This window comes from Streptomyces sp. RLB3-17 (assembly GCF_007113425.2).
Classification (GTDB): Bacteria; Actinomycetota; Actinomycetes; order Streptomycetales; family Streptomycetaceae; genus Streptomyces; species Streptomyces mirabilis_D.
The window spans coordinates 11,672,309-11,688,699 of the sequence record NZ_CP041610.2 but is presented as its reverse complement, the minus strand read 5'-3'; the positions used below and the strand labels follow the sequence as shown (position 1 = coordinate 11,688,699).

Annotated in this window: 13 protein-coding genes and 1 pseudogene; 8 read left to right on the top strand and 6 right to left on the bottom strand. The window is 71.7% G+C overall.

The window, feature by feature from the left end:
* Positions 1–98: 98 nt before the first annotated feature.
* Positions 99–1,604 carry a hypothetical protein gene (locus FNV62_RS52815; protein ID WP_225900743.1) on the bottom strand — a complete coding sequence of 502 codons (1,506 nt, stop codon included), beginning with the start codon at positions 1,602–1,604 and terminating at the stop codon, positions 99–101.
* A 253-nt stretch (positions 1,605–1,857) separates the two neighbouring features.
* Here FNV62_RS52815 and FNV62_RS52810 point away from each other — a divergent pair, with 253 nt between their 5' ends.
* Positions 1,858–2,679, top strand: coding sequence for a maleylpyruvate isomerase family mycothiol-dependent enzyme (locus FNV62_RS52810; protein ID WP_382207862.1), 822 nt, complete (start codon positions 1,858–1,860; stop codon positions 2,677–2,679).
* Positions 2,680–2,688: 9 nt separating this feature from the next.
* Here the strand turns inward: FNV62_RS52810 and FNV62_RS52805 are convergent, their stop codons facing one another.
* Positions 2,689–3,225, bottom strand: coding sequence for a hypothetical protein (locus tag FNV62_RS52805; protein ID WP_143651811.1), 537 nt, complete (start codon positions 3,223–3,225; stop codon positions 2,689–2,691).
* Positions 3,226–3,385: 160 nt separating this feature from the next.
* Here FNV62_RS52805 and FNV62_RS52800 point away from each other — a divergent pair.
* Positions 3,386–3,544, top strand: a pseudogene (locus tag FNV62_RS52800) (IS982 family transposase); the annotation flags it as partial.
* A gap of 73 nt (positions 3,545–3,617) precedes the next feature.
* Here the strand turns inward: FNV62_RS52800 and FNV62_RS52795 are convergent.
* On the bottom strand, positions 3,618–4,214 hold the full coding sequence (locus FNV62_RS52795; protein ID WP_143651810.1) for a DUF308 domain-containing protein: 597 nt from the start codon (positions 4,212–4,214) through the stop codon (positions 3,618–3,620).
* A 212-nt stretch (positions 4,215–4,426) separates the two neighbouring features.
* Between FNV62_RS52795 and FNV62_RS52790 the strand changes: the two genes are divergently transcribed.
* The 3 genes from FNV62_RS52790 (at position 4,427) to FNV62_RS52780 (ending at position 7,746) form a co-directional block, all read left to right on the top strand.
* Positions 4,427–5,611 carry a sensor histidine kinase gene (locus FNV62_RS52790; protein ID WP_143651809.1) on the top strand — a complete coding sequence of 395 codons (1,185 nt, stop codon included), beginning with the start codon at positions 4,427–4,429 and terminating at the stop codon, positions 5,609–5,611.
* Positions 5,608–6,267 (top strand): response regulator transcription factor, encoded by a 660-nt coding sequence (locus FNV62_RS52785; RefSeq protein WP_143651808.1) that lies wholly within the window; start codon positions 5,608–5,610, stop codon positions 6,265–6,267. Before FNV62_RS52790 ends, FNV62_RS52785 begins: the two co-directional genes overlap by 4 nt.
* 276 nt (positions 6,268–6,543) lie before the next feature.
* Positions 6,544–7,746, top strand: coding sequence for an IS110 family transposase (locus tag FNV62_RS52780; protein ID WP_143608937.1), 1,203 nt, complete (start codon positions 6,544–6,546; stop codon positions 7,744–7,746).
* A gap of 248 nt (positions 7,747–7,994) precedes the next feature.
* On the opposite strand, the gene FNV62_RS52775 is transcribed toward FNV62_RS52780, so the two are convergent.
* Together FNV62_RS52775 and FNV62_RS52770 are read right to left on the bottom strand one after the other, a co-directional pair.
* Complete coding sequence (locus FNV62_RS52775) at positions 7,995–9,875, bottom strand: glycoside hydrolase family 15 protein (protein WP_143651807.1); 1,881 nt, start codon at positions 9,873–9,875, stop codon at positions 7,995–7,997.
* Between the two features lie 135 nt (positions 9,876–10,010).
* Entirely contained in the window at positions 10,011–11,267 is a 1,257-nt protein-coding gene (locus FNV62_RS52770) for a serine hydrolase domain-containing protein (RefSeq protein ID WP_143651806.1), read from the bottom strand.
* Positions 11,268–11,799: 532 nt separating this feature from the next.
* Between FNV62_RS52770 and FNV62_RS52765 the strand changes: the two genes are divergently transcribed.
* Positions 11,800–12,276, top strand: coding sequence for a hypothetical protein (locus tag FNV62_RS52765; RefSeq protein ID WP_143606309.1), 477 nt, complete (start codon positions 11,800–11,802; stop codon positions 12,274–12,276).
* 2 nt (positions 12,277–12,278) lie between these two features.
* On the top strand, positions 12,279–13,025 hold the full coding sequence (locus tag FNV62_RS52760; protein WP_143652498.1) for a hypothetical protein: 747 nt from the start codon (positions 12,279–12,281) through the stop codon (positions 13,023–13,025).
* Positions 13,026–13,212: 187 nt separating this feature from the next.
* Here FNV62_RS52760 and FNV62_RS52755 read toward each other — a convergent pair whose 3' ends face one another.
* Complete coding sequence (locus tag FNV62_RS52755) at positions 13,213–13,443, bottom strand: response regulator transcription factor (protein ID WP_143651805.1); 231 nt, start codon at positions 13,441–13,443, stop codon at positions 13,213–13,215.
* Between the two features lie 308 nt (positions 13,444–13,751).
* Between FNV62_RS52755 and FNV62_RS52750 the strand changes: the two genes are divergently transcribed.
* Positions 13,752–16,343, top strand: coding sequence for a SpoIIE family protein phosphatase (locus tag FNV62_RS52750; RefSeq protein WP_143651804.1), 2,592 nt, complete (start codon positions 13,752–13,754; stop codon positions 16,341–16,343).
* Positions 16,344–16,391: the final 48 nt, after the last annotated feature.

Here is a 16,391-nt window from a genome sequence, read left to right as displayed (position 1 = left end):
CTCTGGGGCCGTCGGTGGCTACATCCCCTGAGACGAGGTAGCCCGGCCTCCTGTGACATGGCCCGATGTGACCCGCGTCTCCCCTGCGCCGGCGCCTGTCAGCTGCCGGTGCGCTCGCCGTCCGCGGAGTTTCCGGGGACGGCCACGGCCCGGCGGCGACGGCGGTGTGTCACCCCTGCGGCCGCGACCGCCACGGCGGCCAGCACCGCCGGGATCAGCACCGCGGGCCGTACGGCCGACCGGTACGGCGGAGCCGGTGACGCCTCCAGCGGGATGCGGGCGGTGTCGTTGCCGGGCGTGCGGTCGTAGGGGTTGTACGTGCGGACGGTGCCGTGGGCGCCGGGCACCTGCCGGTCGATGCGGAAGCGGAAGCCCACGGTGGTGGTCCCGTCGTCCCCCGGCCACAGCACGTCGCTGTCGAGATCGCAGACGAAGGCCCCGCCCGGCTTCTTGGGCCGCGCGCACGCCCACTTCCCGTCCGTGTCCTCGAAGGTGTAGGGGATGGAGGTGACCGTGGTGCCCTCCGGCGGGACCACCTCGAAGCGGCCCCTCTCGTCCGCCGGCCTGCCGGGGCCGAGGCCACGCACCCCGAGCGTCACGCTCACCGTGTCGCCGACCCGGCCCCGCACGGTCCCGGTGAGCGCCGCGTAGTCGGCCTGCACGGTGGTCTCCACGACGGTGACCGTGCCGGTGGCGTCGTGGATGCCCCCTTCGGGTGTCCTGGTCAGCGTGAGCGGGGCGCCCGTGCCGCGCACCGTGAGCCCGGCGGGCCGCCGCGGGCCGGACGACCAGGAGTACTCCAGCGTGCCGGCCAGTTCCCCGGGGGCGGCGGTGAAGGTGAGGGGCGAGCTCGTGCGGTACGCGGTGCGCGGTGCGGCCTTCGCCGGGAACGTGCACCAGGCGTCGGTGAACGTCGGGTTGTAGGAGCAGTTGCGGTGACGGGCCGCCAGCACCAGGCCGCCCTGTGCGGTGATCCGCAGAGCGATGCCGCGCTGTGTGGAGAACCGGCTGGGGTTGGAGAACATCGGTGTCAGCGACACGGGCTTCCCCGGCTCCACTCCGGTCATCTTCCCCAGCGCCTCGGGCCCGTACAGCGTGGGCCCCCCGACGGTCATGCGGGTGGTGCCGGTGACGGAGGCCGTGTTGTCCGCGCTCGCGGTGTACGTGACCGTCCCGCTGTCGCCCGGCTGCGTCCCGTCCACGCCGTGGAGGGTGAAGGGCGGCATGCTCTCCCCGTCGTTGTCCAGGGTGCCGTACTCGCATGTCCACACCCAGCCCCCGCCGGTGCAGTTGTTGCCACTGCCCTTGCTCACTCGGGCCACCCCCGCCAGCCCCGACGCGTCCACCACGACCTTGATGTTGCGGGCCGGTCCGGTGTTCCCGGGCACGACGGCGACCGGCAGGACGAAGGCGGCGTTCTCGGCCTTCGCGCCCTCGTCGGCGTTGTACATGACGAACGTTCCGGGGGCCTCGAACCGCAGGCCGGTCTCACCGGGCCCGTCGGCGGCGGCGGGCGCGGCGGCCGTGAGGACGAGTGCGACGAGGAGTGCGACGAGGGCTCCCCACCACCTGCCCTTGTGCGGGCGTGCGGTCCGTATCGGCATGCGGGGCACTATGCCATCCGCCTCCGGCGTCCCCTCAACACAGCCCGGGGCGCCCGGACTTGGCGAACCCGCCTGGCAAACGGGCCCGGCGGACGGGCCTGGCGGGGGCAAAGGCGCTGGACAGGAGCGGGCGGTGCCGCGGACGGGGTCTGGTCCCGGCCGCGTGGTTCAGGGGCTTGTCGCTGCCTTTGTCACCTGGTCTTCTGTACGCCGAGTGATCCGTGACGGGAACGAGAAGCGAGGATGAGGCGGCGTGGAACCAGTGGCGGGACCGGACGTACGGGGTGCGGTGCCCGAGGGGCTCGGTGCGGCGATACGGGATACGGCCGAGGAGATCGCCGCACTGCTGCGGGCGGGCGCCGGCATGGAACGCCGGGTGCCGCAGTCGCAGTGGAGCGTCGGGGAGGCGGCCGCGCATCTGGCACTGGCCAACGAGCTGATGGCGGACATCGCGGCGGGCCGTGCGCGCAGCTACGGGGACGGCACGGCGCAGAGTCTGGCCGCGGCCAACGAGCAGGCGCTCGCGGCGTTCGGTGAGCGCGGGGCCGAGCCGCTGGCCGGGATGATCGTGGAGCAGGCCGGTGCGTGTCTGAGGGCGCTGGAGGAGCGGAGCGCGCAGGGGACGGTGGTCACTCCGCTGGGCCCGATGGGGCCGGATGTGCTGGGGTCGTATCTGCTCGCGCACATGCTGGGGCACGGTTACGATCTCGCCCGTGCGCTGGGGCGTGCGCACATGATCGACCGGGAGCGGGTGCGGCTGACGCTGCCGTTCTTCCTGACGGTGATGCCACGGGTGACCGACGCGGCCGGCACGGCCGGGCTGAGCGCCTGCTATGCGATCCGGTTGTGGGGTGGCGGCCGGTTCGGGGTGCGGGTGGCCGGGGGTGCGGTGTCGGTCGGTGAGCGGCTGCCGGGGCGTGCGGACTGCACCATCCTCATCGAGCCGGTCACGTTTCTGCTGATGGCGCTCGGGCGCCGGGGCCAGTGGGGCGCCCTCGCTCAGGGCCGCATCCTGGTCGGGGGGCGCAAGCCCTGGCTCGCTCCGCGTTTCCCGGCTCTGTTCAAGGCGCCCTGAGCTTGGTTGTCACCTGGGCTCGGGGGCGGTGGGGGCCGGGGCGGCGCCGAGGAGGCCGAGGAGGGTCTCGCGGTGGAGGTCCGCGATCGGGCCGAGGAAGTCCGGGTGGCGCAGCAGGGGGGCCGCGCGGTGGTCGCGCGGGCTGGGGATGGTCAGCCGGCGCGCGTCGCCCACGCTGTCGGGGCCGTGGTGGGTGGCGGTCAGGCAGGCGGCGGCCAGGGCGGCGAGGTCGGCGTCGGTCAGCAGGCAGGCCGCCCAGCTGACGACGGTCTCGTCGACCTGGGTGCGCCAGGCGTGGGTGGCGTCCGTCAGCGGGGGTGCGTCGGCGCCGGTGACGAAGTCCAGCCGGCCGGAGCCGCCGGGGCCGAGCAGGTCCAGCAGTTCGGCGTCCAGTGCGGTGGGGTAGCGCAGGGCGGCGGCGATGGTGGCCGCGTGTCCTGCCTGGGCTTCGGCCAGGGCCTGGTTCAGCGGGCCGGTGGCCGGGGGGAAGGCCGCCAGCAGCCAGCGTGTGGAGGCGGTGATGACGGGCGAGAGAGCGGTGGGCATGGTGGGCCGTCCTGTGCGTGTGCCCGCCTGTCCTGGGTGTTCCGGTGTGGGTGATCCGGTCGCGGGCACTGCGCGCCCGGGCGGGGGTGTGCGTGGCGGACAACGGTACGGCGGTCTCCCGCGGGGGCGACAGGAGCTGCGTCACAGCCGGGGCGGAGGGACCCGGCGGAGGGGACGGCCGCCACTGCTGACCGACTCCGCACTCGTCTGCCTTGCCGTGGCGCAAGGCCTGCTCGGCCACCGCTCCGAGGCGCGCTGGCTGCGCTTCGCCCGCAAGCACCTGACCGGCATGTTCCCCTGCCTCCCTCAGCAGTTGGGCTGACGATCTGCTCGACGCCGAGTTCGCGGAATACGCCGCGCCCCGGGAGAGGCGGTGGCTCCGACCGCGGTGGTCAACGCTTTTCGCGTCGGCTGCGGATGCTCAGGGCGATGACGGAGACAAGGAACCACAAGGCACCGAAGGCTGAGTATCCGGCGACGGAGGAGAGGCTGCTCGTCGCCGAGGCGGACATGGCAGCGAAGGAGGCACCGGCGAGGACGGACAGTCCGCCGCTGATGACCATGGGCCACTGGGCACCGACGGTGCGTCGGCGCTGGATCGCCACGACGAGCTGGATCGCTCCGGAAAGGAGGGCCCAGATGCCGAACACGAGCAGGGCCGTCCCGATGGTGGAGAAGACGGCAACGGTCATCCCGGCGGTGGTGGCGAGGCCGAGAGCCATGTTGGTGGTACCGAGGCGGTCCGTGGAGCCGGTGCCAGCCATGCGGCGCTCGAGGAGTGTGGCGATGACGTCCCACAGGGGGTAGCTGACGAGCAGCACGGCCGCGATCACGGTGGGCTTGTCCGCCGGCACGAGCGAGGCGGAGGTCGCGACGACGAGTGCCACCCAGATCAGGGAGAAGGCGACTCGGATCAGATAGAGCGATCGGAGCCCGGAGGACGTCGTCATAATCGTGTGCGTGCTCGAAGTCATGGTGGTCTGAGTCATCGGATGTCCCGTTTTGTGATCGTGATGGTGTGAGACGGTCGCCTCGGTGAGGAGTCTCAGCGGCCTCGGGAGGAGCCGTGTACTTCGAACGAAGTAGTTCTGCCATCCACTTCGAATCGAATGAGTTCTGCCGTCCCCATCGCCCGGACCGGGCTCGCCGTCTACTTCATTCGAAGTACACGGCCGCAGCGCACGTGGACGAGAATCGGACCATGGTCGAGGCGCAGAGCAATCAGGACGGGCCCGTGGCACCCCTGTGGGTCCGCCGCCCCAAGTCGCTGCACCTCATCGCCTATTCGGTGGCCGCGCTGGTGTTCACCGGCCAGATCGCGGCAGTGATCCTGCGAGGGTCGGATTGGCCGACGGCCCTCTCCGTACTCCTCGCCGGTGGCGGTGTCGCCCTCTCGTGGTGGAGGCCGTGGGCAGGACTGGTCGTAACGAGCGCGGCATCCTTCGCCGTCACAGCGGTGGGCCACGACCCCCTGTCGGTGTGGATGATGGCAGTGCTCGTGCTGTTCTCGGTCACCCTCAGGGGGAAGCAGCCGCTGGCCGGAACCGGCATCGTGGCGGCGTTCTTCCTGGGGGCGTTCATGACGCTGGGAGGATTCCGCGGCGGCGCGATCGTGGGAGCCGCCGCACTCTTCTCGGCCATAGCTGGAGGTGCGACAGGGGCCGCGCTGCGCATCCATCGAGAGCACTGGCGCACCCTGGAGGAACGGGCCGAAAGCGCCATCGCCACCCGCGAGATCGAAGCCACCCGACGGGTGACCGAGGAACGGCTCCGCATCGCCCGGGACCTCCACGACGTCATCGGCCACCAGGTCGCGATGCTGAGCCTGCATCTCGGTGCCGCGGAGATCGGGCTGCCCGCAGACGCCGAGTCCTCCCGGCAGGCCCTGGTCTCAGCCAGGTCCAGCGCCCGCGCCGTCGTCGTCGAAACGCAACGGATTCTCGCGCTCCTCCGCCTCGCAGACGACATCTCCGAAGACGAGGCGCTCCGGCCGACCCCGGCGCTCAGCGGCCTGGAAGGCCTTATCGCCTCTTTCGAGAGCATCGGCCTCGACGTCCATCCCTCCATCGACATCCCCGCCGGTTTCGTGGAGCCCAGCGTCGGCGTGACGGTCTACCGGGTCGTTCAGGAAGCGCTCACGAATGCCTACCGGCATGGAGAGGGGGCGGCAACGGTGGATGTGGGCCAGCGCGACGGCAGGATCTGCGTCACCGTGGAGAACCGCGTCGGTCACTCACTGCGCGGCTCCGGCTCGGGCAGCGGACTCGGGCTCGTGGGGATGCGCGAACGCGTCGAGTCCTCCAGCGGGCGGCTGACGATCGACAGTGACGACGGGCGATTCCGGGTCCATGCGGAGTTCAGCCCCCTGGGAGCCGTCGTCCGATGACGCGGATTCTGATCGTCGACGACCAGGACGAGATAAGGGCCGGCATCAAAGCGATGCTCCGGCTCGACCCAAGTCTCGTTGTTGCGGGTGATCTCTCCGATGGGCTCCAGGTCGTCCCCTTCCTCCGGGACCACCCCGTCGACCTGGTCCTGATGGACATCCGGATGCCCGGCATCGACGGTGTCGAAGCCACCCGCCGGATCCGCAAAGAGCACCCGCCCGAAAAGATGCGGGTGATCGTGCTGACCACCTTTGACCAGGACGACATCGTTCTCGCCGCCCTTCGCGCGGGCGCCAACGGCTTCCTGAGCAAGACCGTGAGCCCCGCTGAACTCGTCGCCGGAATCACCGAGGTCGTTGGCGGTGGCGGCGCGCTGTCGGCCGCCGCGACGGCCGCGCTCATCGGTCACATGACTGGCAGTCCGCCCCCGGTGATCGACCAGGAACTGCTGCGACGCTTCGACGCTCTGACACCCAGGGAGCGGGACGTGGTCGTTCTCGTCGCGCGCGGTCTCGGCAACGACGAGATCGCGGCCCAGATGTCCGTGTCGCCGTTCACCGTGAAGACGCATGCGGTGCGGGCCATGACGAAGGTCGGCGCACGTGATCGAGCGCAACTCGTCTCGTTCGTCTTCCGGGCCGGCATCTACCCCTGAACCTGCCGCCCCCCGTTATCTTCTTCGCGGTTCCGCAACGGGACCGCTGGCCTCCGGGCCCGGCATGGCTGTTCCCCCCTGTCGAACGGATGACCTGGGGGGTGGTGTCACCGGGCCCACGAGGCGCCGTTGGAGACGCTGATGAGAGGTCCGACTACCGCCTGGCCGAGCGCAATGCCCGGCCGTTTTCGGGCGGCAGGTCTGCATAACGTGGATGCGCGCATACGACGCCGAAGCCCTGGCCAGCACCGCACGAACCCCGTTCGGGAGGACGGCTTGTACGACATCGACGACGTGGGCGTCTTCCTCGGCCTGGACGTAGGCAAGAGCGCCCATCACGGGCACGGCCTCACCCCGGCCGGCAAGAAGGTCTTCGACAAGCAGCTGCCCAACAGCGAGCCGAAGCTGCGGGCCGTCTTCGACAAGCTGGCCGCGAAGTTCGGCACCGTGCTGGTGATCGTGGACCAGCCCGCCTCGATCGGAGCCCTGCCTCTGACGGTCGCCCGGGACGCTGGCTGCAAGGTCGCCTACCTGCCCGGACTCGCGATGCGCCGGATCGCCGACCTCTACCCGGGCGAGGCGAAGACCGACGCGAAGGACGCCGCGGTCATCGCGGACGCCGCCCGGACCATGCCGCACACCCTGCGCTCGCTTGAGCTCACCGACGAGATCACCGCCGAACTGACCGTGTTGGTGGGCTTCGACCAGGACCTGGCAGCCGAGGCCACCCGCACCTCCAACCGGATACGCGGCCTGCTCACCCAGTTCCACCCCTCGCTGGAACGCGTCCTTGGCCCACGCCTGGACCACCCCGCGGTGACCTGGCTGCTGGAACGCTACGGCTCTCCGGCCGCGCTGCGAAAAGCCGGACGCCGCAAGCTCGTCGAGGTCACCAGACCCAGAGCTCCACGCATGGCCGAGCGGCTGATCGACGAGGTCTTCGATGCCCTGGACGAACAAACCGTCGTCGTTCCAGGCACGGGCACCCTCGACATCGTCATCCCCTCCCTTGCCCGTTCGCTCGCCGCCGTCCATGAACAGCGACGAGCCCTTGAAGCGCAGATCGGGCAGTTGCTGGAGGCTCACCCTCTTTCCCCGGTCCTGACCTCGATGCCCGGGGTTGCGGTCAGGACCGCCGCCACCTTGCTGGTCACCGTCGGCGACGCAACCAGCTTCCCCACCGCCGCCCATCTGGCCTCCTACGCCGGGCTCGCCCCGACGACGAAGTCTTCGGGAACCTCGATCCACGGCGAACACGCGCCCAGAGGCGGCAACCGGCAGCTCAAACGGGCGATGTTCCTGTCCGCGTTCGCCGCCCTGCACGATCCCGCCTCCCGTTCCTACTACGACCGCTGCCGAGCTCGCGGAAAGACCCACACGCAGGCCCTCCTCCGCCTTGCCCGACAGCGGATCAGCGTGCTGTTCGCGATGCTCCGCGACGGCACCTTCTACGAACCCAGAACCCCACGCCTCGCTTGACGAAGGACATAGAGGCACCCCCCCCGAAACAGGTGGCCGCCGTGGCGATGCCGAGCAGTCCGGCGGGCGGGACGGCGTGGGCACGTACCTGGAAGACCTCGCCGTCGCGCTGCGCGAGCGGCGTGCCCGGACCTGTGCCTGCGGGGCAGGGCTTGCGCCAGGGCAAGGCAGACGGGTTGCGTCACAACATGGTCTTGAGCGCCCTCTCTTCACGCTCGCGCACCGGCCCCGGCATCGGACTCATTCGTCTAGCCGAGCATGCGGTCGAGGTTGAAGGCGGCGCTGATCAGGGCGAGGTGGGTGAAGGCCTGGGGGAAGTTTCCGCGCTGTTCGCCGGTGTGGCCGATCTCCTCCGCGTAGAGGCCGAGGTGGTTGGCGTAGGTGAGCATCTTCTCGAAGGCGAGGCGGGCCTCGTCCAGGCGGCCGGCGCGGGTGAGTGCCTCGACGTACCAGAAGGAGCAGATCGAGAAGGTGCCTTCCTCGCCCTGGAGGCCGTCGGGGCTGGCCTGGGGGTCGTAGCGGTAGACCAGGGAGTCGGACACCAGGTCCTCGCCGAGGGCGTCGAGGGTGGCGAGCCATTTGGGGTCGGTCGGGGCGATGAACTTCGCCAGCGGCATCATCAGCAGGGAGGCGTCGAGGATGTCGCTGTCCTCGTACTGGGTGAAGGCGTGGCGTTCGGCGGACCAGCCGTGGCTCATGATCCGCCGGTAGATCGTGTCGCGGACGGCGCCCCAGCGGACCATGTCGGCGGGCAGGCCGCGGTGCCGGGCCAGCCGCATGGCGCGTTCGATCGCCACCCAGCACATGAGGCGGGAGTAGAGGAACGTCTTGCGGCCGCCGCGGGTCTCCCAGACTCCCTCGTCGGGCTGGTCCCAGTGGTCGCACACCCAGTCGACGAGCTCGCTGATGCTGTCCCAGTGGGCGCTGGAGATGGGCTTGCCCCACTTGTCGTAGAGGTAGAGGGAGTCGATGAGTGCCCCGTAGATGTCGAGCTGGAGCTGGTCGACGGCGGCGTTGCCGACGCGTACGGGGGCTGAGCCGCGGTAGCCCTCGAGGTGGGGCAGTTCGCGTTCGGGCAGGTCACGGCATCCGTCGATGCCGTACATGATCTGCAGGGGGCCGGTGGGTCCGGTCGGGCCGTCGGGGGCGCGCTGGACGTGCTCGGTGACGAAGCCCATGAAGGCTTCGGCTTCGTCGGTGAAGCCGAGTCTGAGCATCGCGTACACGCAGAACGCGGCGTCGCGGATCCACACGTAGCGGTAGTCCCAGTTGCGTTCGCCGCCGATCTGTTCGGGCAGGCTGGTGGTCGGCGCGGCGACGATGGCGCCGGTGGGGGCGTAGGTGAGGAGTTTGAGGGTGAGGGCGGAGCGGTGGACCATTTCCCGCCAGCGGCCGCGGTAGCGGGACTGGGACAGCCAGTGGCGCCAGTAGCGCACGGTCGCGTTGAATTCTCGTTCCGCCTCGGCGACGGCGCAGAAGCGGGGTGCCACGTCGCCGCCGATCTTGTCGATGGTGAAGACGGCCGTCTCGCCCTCGTGCAGTTTGAACAGGGCCCAGACGTCCGGGCCGTCGACCTCGATGGGCACGGTGGAGGTCAGGGCGAGGCGCAGCGAGGCGGAGGCGAAGACCGCCTGGCCGGCCTCGGCGTGCACGGTGTGGGGTGCGGTGCCGTATTCGAAGCGGGGGGCGACGCGGGCGCGGAAGGGGAGTGCTCCGCGGACGCACACCACACGGCGGATGAGGCGGTGGCGGTCGGCCTCGCGTGATTCGTCGACGACGGGCATGAAGTCCTGGATCTCGCCGACTCCGTCGTCCGCGAAGAAGCGGGTGATCAGGACGTTGGTGTCGGGGAAGTAGAACTGTTTGGTGCGGGTGGGGACGTCGGGGGCGAGTTCGAAGGACCCGCCCCGTTCGGCGTCGAGGATCGAGGCGAAGACGCTGGGTGCGTCGAAGCGGGGGCAGCAGTACCAGTCGATGGTGCCGTTCGTGCCGACGAGGGCGGCGCTGCGCAGGTCGCCGATCAGGCCGTGCTCGGCGATGGGCAGGTAGCCGGGGGTGCCGGTGCCGCGGGGGCCGGTGTATGTCCGGTCACGGTCCTTCGCTCCGGCCTCAGGAGTCGCTTCAGCCACGTCAGCCTCCTTGGGCTTCGCCCGAGCCGCCCCCTGGTGTCCAGGCTAGCGAGTTGTCGCACCCGTGGGCCTGCGGAGCGGGGGCTGCGGCGGTACGCGTTCCTCTCCCCCGCCGGCGCCGCCTCGCGGGGGTGGTCAGCGGGCCGCGGGCTGGGCGGGCAGGTTGAAGACGTGGCCCGGGGAGACGATCTTCGTGATCGCCTGCCCGAAGAGGGTGCTGGGCTCCGCGCCGTTGTGGTCGATGTCGGTGTTCAGCAGGACGACGAGGGTCGCCTGCGCCGCGGGGAGGTAGATCGTCAGGGATTCGTAGCCGGGCAGGGAGCCGTCGTGCCCGATCCAGCCCTGGACGTCGAAGATGCCCAGGCCGTACCCGGCGCCCGGGATCGTGGTGGGAGGCGTGGTCAGCCGCTGTTTCTGCGTGGCCGGGCTGATCAGGGTGGTGCCGTCGGGCAGGACGCCGGTGGCCACCGTGCGCGCCCACACGCGCAGGTCGTCCAGGGTGGAGATCATGGCGCCGGCCGCCCAGGCCCAGGACGGGTTCCAGCCGGCCGTGTCCTCGACCTTCCCGGTCGCGGTCTGGTCGGTGTAGCCCTGCGCGTGCGGGCTCGGGAAGGCGGCGTCGGTCGGGAAGAGGGTGTGGCGCAGGCCCGCCGGGGCGAGGACGTTGTCGTGGATGTAGTCCTGGACCGGTTTCCCGCCGGCCTTCTCGACGACCAGGCCGAGCAGGATGAGGTTGGTGTTGCAGTAGGAGAACTTCTGGCCCGGCGGGAACAGCACGGGATGCCCGAAGGCGTAGGCGAGCAGCTCGTGCGGGGTGAAGGGCCGCCGCGGATCGGAGGTGAAGGCCTTGAAGAAGCCCGGGTCCTCGGTGTAGTTGAACAGGCCGCTGCGCATCCCGGCCAGCTCGCGCAGGGTGATCCTGTCCCCGTTCGGCACCCCGGCGACGTATCTGCCGATCGGGTCGTCCAGGCCCGCCTTGCCCTCGTCGACGAGTTTCAGCAGGGCCGTCACGGTGAACGTCTTGGTCTCGCTGCCGATCCGCGTGTACAGATCCGGCGACATCGGCCGGCCGCTGCTCTTGTCGGCGACCCCGAACGACCTTATGTAGGTGCCCTGGTGGGGTGTCCACAGGCCCACGGTCACCCCGGGCACGTTCGCCTCGCGCATGACCTGCTGCACGGTCCCATCGAGCTGTCCGGTCACGGCGGGGGTGAGGGTGCGGACCTCGCCCGTCGGCGAGGCGGAGGGCGGGGGCGGCTGCGGGGCGGTGGCCGCGGTACGCACGGACCCCGGCGCCGCGAACGCGGCCGGGCCCGCGACCGGCACCGTCAGCATCCCCACCACCGTGGCGGTTACGGCTCCCCTGCGCAGCCGTCTGCACGCGTGCGTCATGAGCCCACTCCCAGCAGCCGAGGACGAAGCCCGCGAGCGTGGTGGACGGTGGTGGACGAGAGCGCCGGGCAGCTGCGCGGCGAACCGCGGGGCACCGCCGTGCCGTGGACACCACCCTCGAGCTCCTGCCCCACCAGCATAGGAGCGTGGCCTTGCCCCCGCCCGTCGGGCGAGGGGGCCCGGACGATGCGGTCAGGGCCGTACGGCACCGGCCGGCCGGTGCGGCGCGCGCGGACGACATGGTCCGGACGGCGTGGGCCTGGCGGACAGGCCGTGCGGGCAACCTGCCTGCGGGCACGGATTTGTGACGGCCTGTCAGCCATGGCGGCCGCATGCCGGCTGCCGGCCCGGCACCGGACGAGGAACGGACGGGACGGCCCGATGCCGGCTGCCGGCCGTTGGGTCGGGCCCGGTGCAACCGCCCGCCCTCCCTTGATCGTCCCCGCCCCCGGGGAACCGTGACGGGAGGGGATCATGTGGTGCGGGATCACACACGTCTTGAGCACGAGGGCAAGGGCCGGGGGGAGACGAAGTGAGTTTCCTGCTCTGTCTGCTGGTCGTCCTGGTCGCGGTCGTCTCCGGCGTGGTGTTCCTGGGCCGGGGACTGGCCTGTGTCTGGAGAGGCGGGCTCGCGCGCTCGCTCCGCGGTCTCGCGTATGTCGTGGCGGCGGGCGCGGCCGTGATGTACGCCTGGGGAATGCTGTACGTCGCGGGCGCGGCGCTGGACGCGGAGGACGGCGGGGCGGACTCGTCGCCCATCCGGCCGTGCCGCACGGGCGTGCAGGAACGCGACTACTGGATCGACGACTACCACGTCTGGTGGGTACCGGTCCGGTTCGTGTGCCATCGAAGCGACGGGACCACCTACGACCGGGAGGTCCCCGGGTACGTGAACCCGGCGCTGGCCGGCCTCACGGTCAGCGCAGTGGCCCTGGCCGTATACGCCCGGTCCATATCCGCCCGGTCCGCATCCGCCCGGTCCGTGGACGAGCGCGCGCGGAGGCCGTGAGCATGCTGGTGTTCTACGCCGTGCCGCTGGTCAGCCTCTTCCTGTGCGCGGCCGGATCGGTTGCGTACCTGCTGTGGGCGGCCCTGCGCCGTCCGTCCCGGCAGGTCCGCTGGGCCGTCATAGGCGCGGGTGTGGCGGTGCTCGGATACGCGGGTGCCGTGGCGTACGGGCTGGCCTTCACCGATCCCGTGCAGGTGTGCGGCGAGAAGACCCTCGACAACGACTTCCCGCTGGTGCGCGTGCGCGTGGACGCCTTCCCGCCCGACGTCGCCTGCTACTGGAGCGACTCGGGGGCTTATGGGCCGTCGCACCCCACGGTCCTGAGCACGTGGATCATGTGGGCGGGCACGGGGGTTCTGGTCGTGGCCCTCTCCGTCATCCTGATCGGGCGGAGGTCGCGGGCCTCGCGCTGGGTGCGGGCCGGTGCGATCTGGTCGCCGTTGGTGGCCGCCGTGATCTGGGTGACCGGTGTCGGCCCCGTGATGGAACTCTCTCGGACCGAGCTCTACGACGCGTGCCTGCACGCGAAGACAATCCCCCCGGACACCAAGCTGATCCGGATCGACGTACGGGACATCGAAAGAACCGTCTTTCCGCCCTCCCTCACCTGCACGTACTCCGACAGCGAGGCCGACCTCCTCGTACCCGAGCGGACCGGCCTGCTCGGGTGCGGTGTCGCCTTCGTGGCGTTTGCGGGGGCCGCCCTGTCCCAGGCCGCACGGGCGGGCCGGCCCAGGCCGGGCATGTGAGATGTGCGAGGGGCCGGGCATGGCCTTCCGGCACCGGGGCGGTGCCGGAACGGCGCCGGTGTGCCGCTGCTGACGGGGCCGGGCCGAGGGGATTTCGGCCTGGGCCGGTGAGCAGCGGCGGTGGGGCGCGGCGGTCACGTCGTGGTCGCGGGGAGCGTGGTGGTCACGGCCTTGGGGAGCGTGGTGGTCATAGGCCCAGGGAGATGGCCAGCCGGGTGAGTTCGGCGGTGCTGTTGATGTTGAGCTTGGCCCGGATGCGGCGGAGGTAGGCGTCGACGGTGTGCTTGGAGAGTCCCATGTGGCGGGCCGTCTGGAGGTAGGTGCGCCCTGCGGCGATATGTCGCAGCGTCTCCTGCTCGCGGGGGGCCAGCGCGGGGACGGGGGCTTCGGCGTGCGGCGTGGAGAGTGTGAGGCTCATGGGATTTCCTCCGACGTGTCGGCTCGGTCGTCGCTGCTCACACCCTTGAAAGCAGGGGACATATGACCGAATAAGGCTTTTTGTCCGCTTTACATAAAGCGTGGCCGGGGGACTTCATGACGGTGTCCGCCGACTGTCACAGGCCTGTCACAGGGAATCCCCCGCGGGTTTGCAGCGGCGCGGTCACGGACGGGGCGGCGGGCCGCGCCCCGGTGACGGCGCCGGGTTGGTGCTCCGTGCCCCCCGGGATCATGCTTGTCAGGAGAGCCCCCGGCCGTGCAGGTTCCCGAACGGCGAGATGAGCGGCGATGGAGCGACTTCCCACCCATCCTGGTGAGCGGCCACACGAGTCGGACACCTCCCCCGGTCCGGCCCGCCCGGCCCCTCCCACTCCCCCTCCCCCGGCCACCGCCGCCGTCGACGCGCGGGGCATCGTGACGGAGTGGAGCGAAGGCGCCCGGCAGTTGCTCGGCTACCCGCCCTCGGAGGTCGTGGGACAGCCCGCCGCCCGTCTGCTCGCCGACGACGCCGACGACGCCGGCACGGTCGGCGCGGCGGCGCTGCGGGACGCGGCCGGACGGGAGCGGTGGAGCGGCACCGTGGCACTGCGGCACCGCGACGGCCGCCGGCTGCGGCGGGAACTGCTGGCGCACCGCCGTACGGCGGACGGCCCCGTCACCGAGTGGCTCGTGGTGTCCGCCGTGACCGGCACACCCGAGGGGCAAACACCCGCCGGCACACCCGAAGGAGAAGCACCCGAAGGAGAAGCAGCCGGGGGCGGGACGTCCGGGAGCGAGGCGGCGGGAAGCGGGACGTACGGGAGCGGGCGGCTGGGGGAATGGGCGTTTCGCCAGGCGCCCTGTGTCATGGCCGTCTTCGACGCGGACCTGCGGCTGGTGCGGGCCAACGCCGGTATGGAGCAGGTGCTGTCCCTCACCGAGGACCAGATGCGCGGGATGCGTCTGCCGGAGATCGTGCCGCATCCGGTGAGCGACGAGACCGAGGCGAAGATGCGCCGGGTGCTGGAGGGCGGCGGCCCGCAGCAGCTGCGGGCGGGCGCCGGCCCCGCAGGCACCGGGGCAAACGACGGCTGGTCGACCTCCCTCGTCCCGCTGGAGGACCCCGCCGGCCGGGTGCGCGCGGTGTGCCTGGCGGCGCACCAGCGGCTCCAGGAGCATCTCGCCCGGCAGCGGATGCTCCTGCTGAGCGAGGCCTCGGCCCGCATCGGCACCACCGCGGACAGCGGGCGCACCGCGCAGGAACTGGCCGACATCGCCGTCCCCCGGCTCGCGGACTTCGCCGCCGTCGATCTGCTGGACGCCCCCCGGCACGGCGGCGAGCCCTCCCCCGCCGCCCCGGCCGGGCCCCTCGCCATGACCCGTACCGCGGTGCGCTCGGTCCTCGACGACGGCCCCACCGCCTCCGCCGCCTCCGCCGCGGGCACGGCGGGCACGGCGGGCACGGCGGCCCTCTACCCGGCCCTGTCGCCGGTGGCCCGGTGCCTGGCCCAGGGCCACGGCGCCCTGTACGACGCGGCCGACCCCGACCTGCTCCAGTGGGCTCGGCAGGACCCGGGAGCCGCCCGGCTCCCCGGGAGCGGAACGCACTCGGTGATGGTGGTGCCGATGCGGGCCCACGGCGCCACACTCGGCGTGGCCCTCTTCGGCCGGCACCGGCACGCGGAGCCCTTCGAGGCGGACGACCTGTGGCTGGCCGAGGAACTCACCGCCAAGGCGGCCGTCAGCATCCACACCACCCGCCGCGACAGCCGCGAGCACACCAGCACCATGACCCTGCAGCGCAGCCTGCTCCCGCAGACGCTGCCCGACCAGGGAGCCCTGGACATCGCCACCCGCTATCTGCCCGCCGGCACCCGGGCCGGCGTGGGCGGCGACTGGTTCGACGTCATCCCGCTGTCCGGTGCGCGGGTGGCCCTCGTCGTGGGCGACGTGGTCGGCCACGGCATCCGCGCCTCCGCCACCATGGGCCGGCTGCGCACCGCGGTGCGCACCCTGGCCGACGTCGACCTGCCGCCCGACGAACTGCTCACCCACCTCGACGACCTCGTCCTGCACCTGTCCGCCGACGAGGGCGGCACGGGCGGCGCCGACGAGAGTGCCGGGGGCATCGGCACCACCTGCCTGTACGCGGTCTACGACCCGGTCTCGCGCCGCTGCGCCCTCGCCCGGGCCGGCCACCCGCCGCCCGCCGCGGTCACCCCGGACGGCGCCGTCCGCTTCCTTGACGTCCCGGCCGGGCCACCGCTGGGCCTGGGCGGCCTGCCGTTCGAGACCTTCGAGACCGAACTGCCCGAGGGCAGCCTCCTGGCCCTCTACACCGACGGCCTGCTCGCCGCCCGCGACCACGACATCGACGAGGCACTGGACAAGATGTTCGCCGCCCTCGCCCGCCCCGCGAAAACCCTCGACACGGTCTGCGACAGAGTCCTCACCGCCATGCTGACCCACCGTCCCGACGACGACATCGCCCTGCTCGTCGCCCGCACCCGGGCCCTGCACGCCGACCGGGTCGCCGCCTGGGACCTGGCCTCCGACCCGGCCGTCGTCGCCCGGGCACGCAAGCACGCCACCGAGCAGCTGACCGCCTGGGGGCTGGACGACGCCGCCTTCATCACCGAACTGACGGTCAGTGAACTGGTCACCAACGCCATCCGCTACGGCCGGCCGCCCATCCAGCTGCGGCTGATCCACGAGGACTCCACGCTCACCTGCGAGGTCTTCGACTCCAGCAGCACCGCCCCGCACATGCGGCGCGCCCGGACCTTCGACGAGGGCGGGCGGGGCCTGCTGCTGGTCGGCCAGCTCGCCCGACGCTGGGGCACCCGGCACGCCGTCACCGGCAAGACCGTCTGGGCCGAGCAGTCCCTCTCCCCCGGCTGACCGCCGCCCGGGACGGACGGCCTTCGCCCGCCTCGCAACTCAGTGCAG

Coding starts and splice junctions, on each gene's coding strand:
- FNV62_RS52760 (WP_143652498.1), top strand. CDS start 12,279: ATGCTGGTGTTCTACGCCGTGCCGCTGGTCAGCCTCTTCCTGTGCGCG.
- FNV62_RS52755 (WP_143651805.1), bottom strand. CDS start 13,443: ATGAGCCTCACACTCTCCACGCCGCACGCCGAAGCCCCCGTCCCCGCG.
- FNV62_RS52770 (WP_143651806.1), bottom strand. CDS start 11,267: ATGACGCACGCGTGCAGACGGCTGCGCAGGGGAGCCGTAACCGCCACG.
- FNV62_RS52790 (WP_143651809.1), top strand. CDS start 4,427: ATGGTCGAGGCGCAGAGCAATCAGGACGGGCCCGTGGCACCCCTGTGG.
- FNV62_RS52785 (WP_143651808.1), top strand. CDS start 5,608: ATGACGCGGATTCTGATCGTCGACGACCAGGACGAGATAAGGGCCGGC.
- FNV62_RS52805 (WP_143651811.1), bottom strand. CDS start 3,225: ATGCCCACCGCTCTCTCGCCCGTCATCACCGCCTCCACACGCTGGCTG.
- FNV62_RS52750 (WP_143651804.1), top strand. CDS start 13,752: ATGGAGCGACTTCCCACCCATCCTGGTGAGCGGCCACACGAGTCGGAC.
- FNV62_RS52815 (WP_225900743.1), bottom strand. CDS start 1,604: ATGCCGATACGGACCGCACGCCCGCACAAGGGCAGGTGGTGGGGAGCC.
- FNV62_RS52795 (WP_143651810.1), bottom strand. CDS start 4,214: ATGACTCAGACCACCATGACTTCGAGCACGCACACGATTATGACGACG.